The 13,559-nt window shown below is 38.6% G+C and carries 14 protein-coding genes; 4 read left to right on the forward strand and 10 right to left on the reverse strand.

Annotated elements, in window-relative coordinates; genetic code table 11:
• Positions 1-328 precede the first annotated feature (328 nt).
• From NRE15_RS07800 to NRE15_RS07815, 4 genes are all read left to right on the forward strand, one after another.
• The gene (locus NRE15_RS07800; RefSeq protein ID WP_313792329.1) at positions 329-1,954 is read left to right on the forward strand and encodes an ABC-F family ATP-binding cassette domain-containing protein; all 1,626 of its coding nucleotides are present in this window, start codon (positions 329-331) and stop codon (positions 1,952-1,954) included.
• A gap of 32 nt (positions 1,955-1,986) precedes the next feature.
• Positions 1,987-2,961, forward strand: coding sequence for a GMP reductase (gene guaC / locus NRE15_RS07805; RefSeq protein WP_313792330.1), 975 nt, complete (start codon positions 1,987-1,989; stop codon positions 2,959-2,961).
• Positions 2,962-3,106: 145 nt separating this feature from the next.
• Positions 3,107-3,829: a YebC/PmpR family DNA-binding transcriptional regulator gene (locus NRE15_RS07810; RefSeq protein ID WP_313792331.1), complete on the forward strand. Its 723-nt coding sequence runs from the start codon at positions 3,107-3,109 to the stop codon at positions 3,827-3,829.
• A gap of 34 nt (positions 3,830-3,863) precedes the next feature.
• Entirely contained in the window at positions 3,864-4,334 is a 471-nt protein-coding gene (locus NRE15_RS07815) for a glutathione peroxidase (RefSeq protein WP_313792332.1), read from the forward strand.
• Between the two features lie 75 nt (positions 4,335-4,409).
• On the opposite strand, the gene NRE15_RS07820 is transcribed toward NRE15_RS07815, so the two are convergent.
• The 10 genes from NRE15_RS07820 to NRE15_RS07865 form a co-directional block, all read right to left on the reverse strand.
• Positions 4,410-5,060 (reverse strand): CBS domain-containing protein, encoded by a 651-nt coding sequence (locus NRE15_RS07820; RefSeq protein WP_313792333.1) that lies wholly within the window; start codon positions 5,058-5,060, stop codon positions 4,410-4,412.
• A gap of 2 nt (positions 5,061-5,062) precedes the next feature.
• On the reverse strand, positions 5,063-5,767 hold the full coding sequence (locus tag NRE15_RS07825) for an ABC transporter ATP-binding protein (RefSeq protein ID WP_313792335.1): 705 nt from the start codon (positions 5,765-5,767) through the stop codon (positions 5,063-5,065).
• Positions 5,767-6,543, reverse strand: coding sequence for an ABC transporter ATP-binding protein (locus tag NRE15_RS07830; RefSeq protein WP_313792336.1), 777 nt, complete (start codon positions 6,541-6,543; stop codon positions 5,767-5,769). Before NRE15_RS07830 ends, NRE15_RS07825 begins: the two co-directional genes overlap by 1 nt.
• A complete protein-coding gene (locus tag NRE15_RS07835) occupies positions 6,540-7,511 on the reverse strand; it encodes a branched-chain amino acid ABC transporter permease (RefSeq protein WP_313792337.1) in 972 nt (323 codons plus the stop codon). The genes NRE15_RS07830 and NRE15_RS07835 overlap by 4 nt, the downstream gene beginning before the upstream one ends.
• 9 nt (positions 7,512-7,520) lie before the next feature.
• Positions 7,521-8,408 (reverse strand): branched-chain amino acid ABC transporter permease, encoded by an 888-nt coding sequence (locus tag NRE15_RS07840; protein ID WP_313792338.1) that lies wholly within the window; start codon positions 8,406-8,408, stop codon positions 7,521-7,523.
• 199 nt (positions 8,409-8,607) lie between these two features.
• A complete protein-coding gene (locus NRE15_RS07845) occupies positions 8,608-9,576 on the reverse strand; it encodes a LacI family DNA-binding transcriptional regulator (RefSeq protein WP_313792339.1) in 969 nt (322 codons plus the stop codon).
• Positions 9,577-9,770: 194 nt separating this feature from the next.
• Entirely contained in the window at positions 9,771-11,246 is a 1,476-nt protein-coding gene (locus NRE15_RS07850) for a phosphate:AMP phosphotransferase (RefSeq protein WP_313792340.1), read from the reverse strand.
• A 169-nt stretch (positions 11,247-11,415) separates the two neighbouring features.
• On the reverse strand, positions 11,416-11,934 hold the full coding sequence (locus NRE15_RS07855) for an N-acetyltransferase (RefSeq protein ID WP_313792341.1): 519 nt from the start codon (positions 11,932-11,934) through the stop codon (positions 11,416-11,418).
• A gap of 19 nt (positions 11,935-11,953) precedes the next feature.
• Entirely contained in the window at positions 11,954-12,727 is a 774-nt protein-coding gene (gene truA, locus NRE15_RS07860) for a tRNA pseudouridine(38-40) synthase TruA (RefSeq protein ID WP_313792342.1), read from the reverse strand.
• Between the two features lie 34 nt (positions 12,728-12,761).
• Positions 12,762-13,559, reverse strand: coding sequence for an energy-coupling factor transporter transmembrane component T family protein (locus NRE15_RS07865; RefSeq protein ID WP_313792343.1), 798 nt, complete (start codon positions 13,557-13,559; stop codon positions 12,762-12,764).

Consider the following 13,559-nt stretch of genomic DNA (forward strand, 5'->3'; position numbering starts at 1 on the left):
ACTTGCCACCCACCAAATTGAGCGAAGAAATCCGGACTTTTTTTAATGAAAGTGAAACGGACGACTTGGCACACATCGCTCCCTTTTGGCTGCTAGGGGATTAGGGAGCGAGTAGCCAAGCGAGTCAGAAGACCTTGGCTTTTGACGGTCCCACTAGCATTAAAAAAGGTTCGGATTTTGCAGCGCTCCTCCAACCCCTACGCTTTTATTGTTTAAATTTATTTATTCTTATGAAATTAAATACCCTTTATTGGAGCAATCTATGCTATTATAATACTGTATGTCTATTTCATAGATTGCCTATTAGTGCCTAGGAGGAAAAAACTTAATGATTAATGTTTCAAATATCAGTTTACAGTTCCCGGACCGTAAATTGTTTGACGATGTAAATATCACATTTACACCGGGTAACTGCTATGGTGTGATTGGAGCCAATGGGGCTGGAAAATCCACTTTTTTAAAAATTCTCTCTGGTGAAATCGCACCAACAACGGGAACTGTATCGATGGATCCCAATGAACGCTTAGCCGTTTTAAGTCAAAATCACTATGGTTATGAAGAACACACGGTTCTTGATACTGTCCTAATGGGTTACAAAGAGTTATATGATATCCAAAAAGAAAAAGATGCTATCTATATGAAAGAAGATTTTACTGATGCAGACGGTGTTCGTGCCGGTGAATTAGAAGGCATGTTTGCTGAAATGGGCGGTTGGGAAGCTGAAGCTGAAATCAGTAACCTATTACAAGGGTTAGGTCTTGATAACGGCCTTTTATATAGCCGCATGAGCGAATTAGAAGAAGATGATAAAATTAAAGTATTGCTTGCGCAAGCGTTATTTGGTCGACCAGATAACTTATTACTTGACGAGCCGACAAACGGTTTAGACTCACAAGCCATTGATTGGTTATGTGACTTTATTTTAGATTTCCCAAACACCGTTATCGTGGTATCCCATGACCGTCACTTCTTAAACCGAGTGTGTACGCATATGGCCGACGTTGACTTTGGTAAAATTAAAATTTATGTGGGTAACTATGATTTCTGGTTACAATCTAGTCAATTAGCGTCTAAATTGCAGGCTGATCAAAATGCTAAAAAAGAAGAAAAAATTAAAGAATTACAAGCGTTCGTGGCGCGTTTCTCGGCCAATGCGTCTAAGTCTAAACAAGCCACATCCCGTAAGAAATTATTAGAAAAAATAACGTTGGATGATATTCAACCCTCCTCCCGTCGTTACCCATTTGTTGGTTTTTCACCCGCGAGAGAGATTGGCAATGACTTACTTAGAGTGGAAGGTCTATCAAAAACCATTGATGGGGAAAAAGTCTTAGATAATGTGACATTTACTTTAAATCGTGACGATAAAGTGGCTATTGTTAGTCGCAATGACAATGCGGTGACAGCCTTCTTTGAAATTATTATGGGTAATATGGAAGCTGATGCCGGAACCTTTGAATGGGGCGTAACCACCTCGCAAACCTACCTGCCACGTAACTCTGGCGATGAATTTGATGGGGTTGAATTGTCCATCGTTGACTGGTTGCGTCAATACGCTGACAAAGAAGAACAAGATAATACGTTCTTAAGAAGCTTCTTAGGTCGGATGTTGTTCTCGGGCGATGATGTCATGAAACCTGTTAATGTTCTATCAGGGGGCGAAAAAGTTCGTTGTCTATTATCTAAAATGATGTTATCTAAAGCCAATGTGTTAGTCATGGATCAACCAACCAACCATTTAGACTTAGAGTCAATTACAGCTTTAAATGATGGCCTAATCAAGTTTAAAGGTGCCATCTTAATTGCCTCACATGACTACGAAGTTCTCAATACGACGTGTAACCGTGTTATTGAATTAACGCCAACAGGTGCCTTTGATCGGATGGACACTAGCTATGGAGAATACCTAGAAAATGCCGACTCGCAAGCGCGCGTCGCTGCCATGTATCCTTAAAAATTTATTTACACATGAGGAGTAATCTATTAATGGAAGTTTTTGATTTTGAAGATGTACAATTAATCCCTAACAAATGTGTCGTCAGCAGTCGTTCTGAATGTAATACCCAAGTCCAATTTGGACCACGAACCTTTAGAATCCCGGTTGTACCGGCTAATATGCAGACCGTGATTAATGAAGAATTAGCGGTTTGGTTTGCTGAAAATGACTATTTCTATATTATGCATCGTTTTGATGAGGCGGCTCGTAAACCGTTTATAAAAATGATGCGTGAAAAAGGCTTATATACATCGATTAGTGTCGGTATTAAACCTTATGAATTCCAATTTATCCGCGAACTCGTTGAAGAAGATTTAGTTCCTGATTATGTCACCATCGATGTGGCACATGGCCATTCAGAAGATGTTTTAGACATGATTCGTTTCATTAAAGAACTTATGCCCTCAGCCTTCTTAATTGCAGGCAATGTGGCTACCCCTGAAGCGGTTAGAGAATTAGAAAATGCAGGAGCGGATGCCACTAAAGTGGGTGTCGGTCCGGGACGTGTCTGTATCACAAAACTGAAAACAGGTTTTGGTACAGGTGGTTGGCAGTTAGCCGCCATTCGTCATTGTGCCAAAGCTGCGAGAAAACCGATTATTGCAGATGGTGGTATCCGTCATCACGGCGATATCGCTAAAGCCTTCCGCTTCGGTGCTTCGATGGTTATGATAGGTTCATTATTAGCCGCTCACGAAGAAAGCCCTGGTCGTACCCGTGAGATTGATGGTAAAGTATACAAAGAATATTTTGGAAGTGCTTCTGAATACCAAAAAGGCGAACGCAAAAACGTCGAAGGTAAAATCGAAATGATCGCTAACCGTGGCCGGCTAGCGGATACTTTGATTGAAATGGAGCAAGACCTTCAGTCTTCGATTTCGTACGCTGGAGGCCGTGATTTGGACTCCCTACGCACCGTTGACTATGTCATTGTCCGTAATAGCATTTTTAACGGCGACCGTTAATTAAAAAACCCCTTTTAATAAATATCCCTTCTGAGAAGCAGCGGTATTTATTAGGAGGGGTTTTCTCTCACAAATTTCTAACTTAACAATTGTCTATCCAACCCTTATAATAGTTGTATGAATTTAAAAAGGAAGCGTGAGAGATATGGGACGTAAATGGATGAATATCAAAGAAAAGAAAGCGAAAGCTGACCGCGATACATCCCGCGTTTATGCCAAATTTGGTATAGAAATCTATGCGGCTGCTAAATCAGGTGAACCTGATCCAGAATTGAATCAAAAATTGAAATTTGTTGTTGAACGCGCTAAAACGTATAATGTACCCCGTCATGTCATTGAAAAAGCGATTGATAAAGCTAAAGGTGGCGATGATGAAAACTTCCAGGATTTACGGTATGAGGGCTTCGGTCCTAACGGCTCGATGGTTATTGTCGATGCTTTAACCAATAATGTTAACCGTACAGCGTCAGATGTCCGAGCGGCTTATGGTAAAAACGGGGGTAATATGGGAGTTAGCGGTTCTGTCAGTTATATGTTTGAATCGACAGCCGTTTTTGTCTTTGAGCATGCTGATGCAGAGGAAATTATGATGGTGTTGCTTGAAGCGGATGTCGATATGCGTGAAGTCAATCAAGAGGGTAATCAAGTCGTTGTGTTGGGTGAACCAAGTGAGTTTGAACATATTCGCCAAGTACTTGAAGATAATGGCATCACTGAATTCGAAGTCGCTGAAATTGATTTAATTCCCCAATCGGAAGTTGTGTTGACCGGTGACGATTTAAAACAATTTGAGCGCCTGATCGATGTATTAGAAAGTAATGAAGATGTTCAACGCGTGTATCATAACGTTGATTTAGAAGAGGAATAGATTGCCCAGCATCATGAAAGTTAGGAGTGATTCCATGAGTTTGCCTGATTTTACGCTCGTAAAAAGCAATGGATCGGCATATCCGTTTAATAATTATAATAATTATGTTATTCTTGTCGTCAATACAGCCACTCAATGTGGGCTTGCCGATCAGTTTTCCGGATTAGAGACCTTGTATCAAACTTATAAAGACCAACAATTCGTGGTTCTTGGTTTCCCAAGTAATCAATTCAATCAAGAAAATGTTGCTGATAGTGAGATGGAAGCAACGTGTCAATTAAATTATGGTGTGACGTTTCCAATGCACCAACAAATCGATGTCAATGGCAAAAGCGAAGCGGCTCTTTTCACTTGGTTAAAAACGGAAAAAGGTGGTCTGCTCACGTCGGATATCAAATGGAATTTTACAAAATTTCTGATAGATCGCGATGGTAAAGTGATTAAACGTTATTCGCCAAAAACAGAACCCAAAAATATCACTAAAGATATTGAGAAATTGTTGTAATTTTATGCTTAGTTGAGTCATAACAAAGATAAAACCCGCGGGCTATTTTTCTAGCTCGCGGGATTTTTGGGTTAATCAATCAATAGGGGTCTTTTTTTGAACTGTTTGAACTTGGTAACCAGCTTGTTTCAATAAGTTGGTCAGTTGAGTCACATCATTCGTTTCAACGTGCATAACCACACGAACGACGCCTTCAAAATGATAAACCGTCATATGGGACAGGTTTATCTGGGTGGCTAACAAAGCATCACCAATTTCTTCAATGACACCCACACGGTCTTTTTCTAATTCCAAGACAATGGTCGTACCGGGTGAATTATAGCCAGAAATATCGGCAAAAGCTCTAAAGATATCCTTATCGGTTAATATGCCGACTAATGTGTTGTCATCTAGCACAACCACCACGCCAATATCACGGGTACGCATCATGACCGCAGCTTGTTCTAATAAACTATCTGGTGCAACACTATCGATTTTTTTCATCATAAAGTCTGAAACTTTGGTTTTTTCCAAGACATAATTCACTTCATGGGCACTTAAACTCGTTGCGCCAGACGGTAAATTTTTATCAATCAAATCCCGTGTCACTAGACCAACGAGACGATCATTTTCCATTACTGGTAGACGTTTGATATCGTGACGTTTCATGAGGTCACTGGCCTGCAAAATGGTTGTTGTCGGCTTAATCGTTATTAAGTCGGTAGACATATAATCTTTAACGTACATTATTAACCTCCTAAATAAGCTTTTTGAACTTCATCACTGTTCAGTAATTCTTCCCCTGTTCCACTTAAAACAATCTTTCCGGTTTCTAATACATAGCCTCTATCGGCAACGGTCAAGGCCATTTTAGCGTTTTGTTCGATTAACAGAACCGTCGTTCCTTCGGATTTTATCAATTCAATAATACTGAAAATCTCCTTAATAAATAACGGTGCTAATCCCATGGAAGGTTCATCCAACAAAATCAAGCGTGGCTTAGCCATTAAGGCACGACCCATAGCTAACATTTGTTGTTCCCCACCTGAAAGGGTGGCGGCATCTTGGTCGATCCGTTCTTTTAAAATGGGGAAATGCTCAAAAACACGCTCCATGGTTGAACGAATACCTTCAGCGTCATTTCTTAAAAACGCACCTAACTCAAGGTTTTCTTTAACTGATATCCCTTTAAATACATGACGCCCTTCGGGTACATGGGCAATGCCTGAGGCAACGATATTTCGTGGTGTGTGACGTGTAATATTTTCGCCTTCGTAACTAATTTCCCCACTGGCCGCTTTTACCAAACCAGAGATAGTCCGTAAAATAGTCGTTTTCCCAACCCCATTGGCACCAATTAATGTGACAATTTCACCTTTATTTACCTCAAAAGAAACATCTCTCACTGCATTTATCATACCATAATTCACAACTAAATTCTTGATAGATAACATTATAATTCCCCCCCTAAGTAGGCTTTAATGACATCAGGGTTTTTCTGAATCTCAGCCGGGGTTCCTTGAGCGATTAAGCGACCATATTCTAAGACGTATATCTTTTGGCAAATTTTCATGACTAACGACATATCATGCTCAATTAAAACCACCGTTAAATTAAATTGCTCACGAACTTGAGCAATCAAAGCCGTTAAATCAGCCGTTTCATTCGGATTCATACCCGCAGCAGGTTCATCCAAGAATAAGACGGTCGGATTGGTTGCTAACGCACGCACAATCTCTAAGCGACGCTGTTGGCCATAGGCTAAATTACGTGCTTTTTCATTGGCTACAGCTGCTAAATCAAAGATATCCAATAAGGCCATAGCTTCTTTACGTAAACGTTCTTCCGTTTCATAGTGAGCTGACGTCCGTAAAAGACTCGATATCACTGAATTACCTTGTTCACGATGCATGGCCACCAAGACATTTTCCAAGACGGACTGCTCTTTAAATAAACGAATATTTTGAAAGGTCCTTGCTATACCATAACCATTGATTTTATCGGGTTTCATGCCGTTAAGTGTTTTCACACCTTCAGCCGTTGCCAATTCAATGGTGCCTTCACTCGGTTCATAAACGCCTGTAATTAAGTTAAAAAAGGTTGTTTTTCCAGCCCCATTTGGTCCAATAATACCCACTAATTCATTCTCATCAATTTCCATAGATACATTAGAAACAGCTGCTAATCCCCCAAAATGTTTCGTTAAATCACGCACAGAAAGTAAACTCATTTAGCTGCCTCCTTACGTTCTTTTGAAAATAAATTAGTTACCCAAGAACCAAAACGGAATTCATTCGTCCCCATCAAACCACCTGGTCTAAAGACCATAATTAAAATAAGTGCTAAAGCGTAAATAATCATCCGTAGTTGGCCATAATCTTGCAAGACCAAGTTAATTAACCCCAGTAATATTGCCGCTAAAAAGGTTCCCGTAAATGAACCAATCCCACCAAAAACGACAATAATCAATACATCGATGGAACGGTTAAAGGTGTACTCACCCGGCGTAATAATGCCTAAAAAGGTTGCTTGCAATGAACCACCGATACTAGCAGTGACAGCCCCTAAAACAAAAGCTAAAACCTTATATTTAGTGACGTTAACCCCCATCGACTCGGCAGCAATTTCATCTTGCTGAATCGCAAAAGTCGCACGCCCAGCACTACTATACACATAATTCAAAATAAATATCGTGGTTAAAACCAAGAACACATAAACCAGATGCCATTCAGTAATGGTCGGAATATTACTAATCCCGGCAGGTCCATTGGTAATCGATCGCATGTTATTGATAACAACGCGAATAATCTCAGCCACACCTAAAGTAGCGATGGCCAAATAATCCCCTTTTAGACGTAACGTTGGAATCCCAACAATTAAAGCCACAATAATAGAAATAACAATCCCAACAACCATCCCAACCAAAAGACCCACATAGCTATTATCAAATTGTTTGGTAAAAATGGCTCCGCTGTAGGCACCAATTGCAATGAAACCGGCATGACCTAATGAAAACTGACCAGCTACCCCTAAAACAAGGTTTAAACCTGTGGCATAAATGATATTTAACATGATTGTTACTAGCGTAATTTGATAATAATTATTAATCACATTCGATTCAACTAATAAATATAAAACAATAAAAACAGCCACAATCAAAAAAGCCCAGGCATAATTACGTTTATGAAATCGCTCCATAGAATTCCCCTACACTTTCTCTTTGACATTTTTTCCAAATAAACCAGCGGGTAATATTAATAAAATCACAATTAATAACCCATAAACAACCGCATCCCGGTAGGTAGATAAACCTAAAAAGGTGACAAAAGATTCTAACAACCCAATTAAATAACCGCCTACCATAGCGCCAGGGATACTACCAATTCCTCCCACAACAGCAGCAACGAAGGCTTTGAGACCATAACCTGTCCCCATTAAAGGTGAAACGGAATTATAATAGACACCAACTAGAACCCCGGCAATCCCTGCTAAACCAGAACCTAAAGCAAAGGTAAATGAAATGACACGATCCACATCAATCCCCATTAATTGAGCAGCTTCCGAATCAACCGCTACGGCCCGCATAGCTTTCCCCATTTTGGTTTTTTGAACAATGACTTGTAAAACCAAGACCAATATAATTGTTGTAGCAAACACAAAAATTTGCTTAGATGAAATAATTAGATTCCCAACACGAAAAATGACATTAGGAAAGTCACTATTAAAGGCACGAACTTCTGGTCCAACAAAATAAACCATCAAATTTTGTAATAAATATGAAACACCAATGGCTGTAATTAACGCAGCGACACGGGTTGAATTTCTTAAGGGCTTATAGGCAATCTTTTCAATGACGACGCCAAGAACAGCACAAAAAATCATGGCTATTCCCATAGCTAAAAAGACATTCATTTGTAAGACCGTGACTAAATAATAGCCAACAAAAGCTCCCATCATAAAAATATCTCCGTGTGCAAAGTTAATCAGTCGAATTGTTCCATATACCATGGTATAACCTAATGCGACTAATGCATAAATACTCCCTAATGCTAATCCATTAATGAGTTGTTGCGTGAGTTGCTGTAATAATTGCATATTAGATTATCCTTTCTCTTTAATAGCATTGTTCTATCAATTTTTACTCATTTTTCATTTTATCATTATTCTCTAATCTTTCCAACAATTATTTTTATTTTATTGCATGATTTCGCTTTCTCTAACCAACCGCTAAATTAAAAAGCCATTTTCATGTAAAGTAAACTCTACTAAAAAATGGCTTTTAAAATAATGATAGTTATTTTGATTCGTGATCAATATAATAAACGGATTCACGTTCCATTAGTTGGACTTCATCAAGGAATGAACGTCGAACATCTTTTTTCTGAATAATATTCAATAGTTGCGTGGCTAAATATTCTCCAAATTCAAAATAAGGGTAATGGATTGTCGTTAAGCCGGGATAAAAAATTTCAGCTATCGGATGGTTTCCGAAACTAGCAAAACTAATATCCTTAGGAATTTCCATACCTCGTTCTAAGCATTCTCTCATAATAGTTAAGGTTAACGTATCATCTGAGCAAACAATTAACTCTGGCTTATCCGCTAACAAACGGCTAATACTTTCTTGGTCATCAAAATCAAAGCGTATTTCTTGCCAAAAAGTGCCTTTATATTTGAAGAAGGCTTTTTTAAATTGGGTAGCTATATCAAAATCAATCGATTGATCGCCACCATCAACAAACGTTACCTTCCGATGACCCATTTTAAATAAATAATCCGCTAAAAGTTTGGCAGCTTTTTCTTGAACACCTTCTAATTGTTTTGCTATAAATTTAAAGGTTGATATAATCGGTGGACTATCTGGATTGTTTTCTTCTTTTTCAATATACTTCGCATCATCAAAGAATAAAATGCCATCAACCTTATTAGCCTTAAACAAACGTAAAGCATCTTCAGTGCGTTTTTCATTCATTTGAGTATGCAATAACATCAGGCGATAGCCGTGATTGTATAAATAAGTATCCGCTCCATCAATCACAGCACTCAAATAATAGGAATCCAACCTTGGGACAATCGCACCAATCATTTTGGTCTCTTTTGCTTTTAAACTTTGCGCAAAACTATTAGGTACATAACCTGTTTCTTTTACAACCGCATCAACTTTAGCTGCCGTTTTTTTACTAATCGACCCTCCGTTTAAATACCTTGAGACGGTACTTTTGGCAACCCCCGCACGTTTTGCAATATCATTTATGGTTACCACTTTCTTCACCTTCAATCCCTATATAATATTTTTTTTCCTGTAAGTTTTTACTGTTACTTACTTATCAGTGAAAAACCATTTGTACAATAAAGCTTGTATTGATCGATTGAAGCATTGAAAGGGAACTCGTTGAAATATTAGCGTTCAAGGTCCGACCGCAATCATAATCACCTTTATATCTATCAGAGCTCTATTTATGACCTTTCTTTCTTCAATTCTATTTTGACATGATTAATAAAATGTTTTAAAACTTGTATGCGAGCAAACTTTTTATCATTGCCGGCAATGATGAACCACGGAGCATTTTCGGTATCCGTTCGTTGGAGCATTTCGTTAAAGGCCGTATAATAGTCATCCCATTTCCCACGATTGCGCCAATCTTCATCGGTAATTTTATAATTTTTATCGATTTCATCTTCGCGATCTTCAAAGCGTATTTTTTGCTCATCCTTATCAATCATTAGGAAGAACTTCATGACAATGGAACCATGGTCTGTTTGAACTTGTTCCATTTGATTGATTTCTTCATATGCCCGTTCCCACTCTTTTTGCGTCGTAAAGTTTTCAATCCGCTCAACTAAAACGCGTCCATACCAACTACGATCAAAAATAACCATGTCCCCATCCCGTGGAAATCGTTGTTCAAACCGCCATAAGTAGTGATGTTCTTTTTCGATTGGGTTGGGTGCTTTAATGCCATATATTTTATAACTTCGCGGATCGATATAACGGGTCAACCGTTTAATCGCTCCCCCTTTGCCAGCTGCATCCATACCTTCAAAGGCAAGAATAAGGGCAATATCTTGCATATAACAACTGTAAACCAATTCCGCCGCTTCCCGTTGCAGTTTTTCCAACTGATTATTATAATCTGCATCCGATATTGTTTGCTTTAAATCCACCGCAGCTAATAAATCCTTTTCCAAAACAAACGAGCGATTAACCGCTTGTGTTTCCTTCCGTTCCCGCGTAATCCGTTCAATGCCTACATTAATCTTATCTAGGGTAATGCCTAGAATTTCTTTGGAAGCTTCTTTGCGCTTCTCGGCGTTAATGATGTGCCAAGGACTTTCCTTTAAGTTGGTAGCTTCAAGTACTTTGCCAAACCATTTTTTATGTTCTTCATAGTTTTTGTTTTGCGCATAATCCTCATCATTTAATAAATATTGCCGATTCTCAGACTTTTCTAGTTCTTTTATATTCATTTTCTGTGTTGCTTGACTGATATTTAGAAAGAATTTAATAACGATGGTGTCATCGTTAATTAACATTTTTTCTAAGTTTAATAGTTCATGCGTCCGTTGCTTTAATTTTTTATCTGTTCGTTCATCTTTATTAAATACTTGATAATAAAAACTACGATCATAAACGACTATTTCACTTCTACTTGGAATCCTTTGCCAAAAACGCCAGACACTTGGATGATCTTTATCGATGTCGGTTGCTTCTTCAAATACTTCAACTCGAACAAAGCGCGGATCTAACTCACGAGTTAAATCATTAATTACATAGCCCTTTCCAGAACTTTCCCATCCATCTACTAATATTAACACAGGTATGTCCAAATTCGAAACGATTCGTTGTAAACGGTCCAATTTTTCTCCTAGTTCTGCCCGCTTAAAGGAATCGAATGTCATAGGTATTTCATCAAAGTTAAACTTTTCTAACATCCTATCGCCTTCCTTCTATAAATAAAGCGTTCACTTTAGTAAAGTTTATCACGATTCCTTCCAAATCACTAATAGTATGCAAAGAATTTCGATTAATTTTTTGCAATTTTTTGAAAAAGAAAAAAACGCCAACTTTCAAAAAGTAGACGTTTCAGGATTGAAGGGGTATTTATTTAAGGGGGTTTAAAAATTGATAGGCCAAGCGTGGACTTCCATCGGCAAGATAAATAATGCCACAATAGGTAAAGCCAAGGGAGTCAACAAGACGTCGCATGGGCGTATTTTTTTCATGGGTATCGATGCGAATATTATCATTATGTTGCATGACCCACTCAATGGCTTGACGACCTACACCTTTAAGTTTTCCATTGGTGCTTACGCGATGGATAGTTACATAGGGTTCCTCATTTAACCAGGCACCATCAATGTTAACATAGGTTGGATCAATCCCTTTTTGAAGACAAAAAGTCGCTAAAAGGGTTTCGGTTGGAAATAAGTCTAATTCGGTTGCATCAGAGACGCAGACATAACTTTCGTTTTTTGCAATATCATCTAAAACGACAGCTACGTTAGGATAACCGTTATTCCACTGATCATGGTTTCCCGTCGCACGTTGGATACTACGACCATGATCAAAAATCGTTGCGACGGTTTCTGCTTCTTCTGGGCGAGTTTTTCGTATATACATAAGGCACCTCATCTATAAGTTAAATCCTAAAAGGATTATTAAGATATTCAACATAATGCAAATACAGACCTTGTGGTGGTGCCGTTGGCCCTGCTTCTTTTCGGTTTTTAGTATCTAATAAGCGTTGTAGCTCATTCGCTTTTTTTAACCCATCACCTATTTGTAGGGTCGTACCCACTAAAATACGAATCATATTATATAAAAAGCCATTTCCATAGAATCTAAATTGTAATTCTGACTCTGCTTTATTCTCAATAATTTCAGCTTGGTATATGGTTCGTACTTTATCTTCTTTGTCTGTTTTGGTCGAACAAAAACTGGTAAAGTCATGCTCACCTATGACTGCTTGTAAAGCTAACGACATATTATCTAAATTATAACGGTAAGGATGATGCAAGGTATACAGGCGTTTGAAGGGATCGGGATATTGTTGGGTATCCACCCGATAAATATATTCTTTAGCTATGGCACTGTAACGCGCATGAAAATCCTCATCGACTTCAACAACCTCTAAAAAGCGAATAGAAGGGTCAAGTAAGCTGTTCATGGCCCGTCGTATATTATCGGCTTTTATTGGGGCAGGATAATCAAAGTGGATAACTTGCCCCAATGCATGTACACCTGAATCTGTCCTTCCAGAACAAGAGGTGGGAATATGTTCGCCTTTAGGAAGCTTAGCCATTTTAACTAAGGCTGCTTCAATCGCCGCTTGTATGGTCCAACCATTCGGTTGCACCTGATAACCGACATATTGTGTGCCATCATATTCAATTTTAGCTGCAAATCTCGGCATGCCTAAGACTCCTATTTCTAAAGTAACCTTTTATCTATGTTCTCAATACAACGAGGGCAACGGTCAAAGCAATCATGGTAATTAAGACTAAAGCATCTTGTCCATGAAATTTCAGTTGACGATATTTGGTGCGACCTTCACCCCCACGATAACCTCTAGCTTCCATGGCTGAAGCCATTTCTTCTGCTCGATTAAAGGCACTAACAAACAAGGGTACCAAGATGGGGATAATGGCCTTCATTCGATCAACCAAACCACCTTGATCAAATTCAACCCCACGCGAACGTTGGGCATTCATAATCTTAGTTGCTTCATCCATCAAAGTCGGAACATATCGCAAAGCAATCGATAGCATCAAAGCCAACTCATTAGCTGGAAAACCAAATCGAGCTAAAGGACGGAAGAGATGCTCAATACCATCCGTTAATTCCAAAGGTGCTGTGGTTAAAGTCAATAATGTTGAAATAAAAATAATTAACACTAATCGAATAAAGATATAAATCGCATTGGTAATCCCTAGTGAACTAATCACAATCGGTCCCCAACGGAAATACTCCGTGCCACCAGACGTAAACAACATCTGAAAGACAACCGTAAATAAAATAATCCAAATCATTGGCTTAACACCATTAATGAAAAATTTTAAGGGGATTTCACTTAAATAGAGAGCCAGTAAGGTGAATAACGTTAAAAGCAAATACGTTATCCAATTATTGGCAATGAATATAATAATGATAAAATAAAAACTAGCCACTAGCTTTGTCCGCGGATCGAGGCGATGCACCCAAGAATCACCTTGGATATAACGACCTAATAACATTTTTTCTAACAT

This window comes from Fundicoccus culcitae (assembly GCF_024661895.1).
GTDB classification, from domain to species: domain Bacteria; phylum Bacillota; class Bacilli; order Lactobacillales; family Aerococcaceae; genus Fundicoccus_A; species Fundicoccus_A culcitae.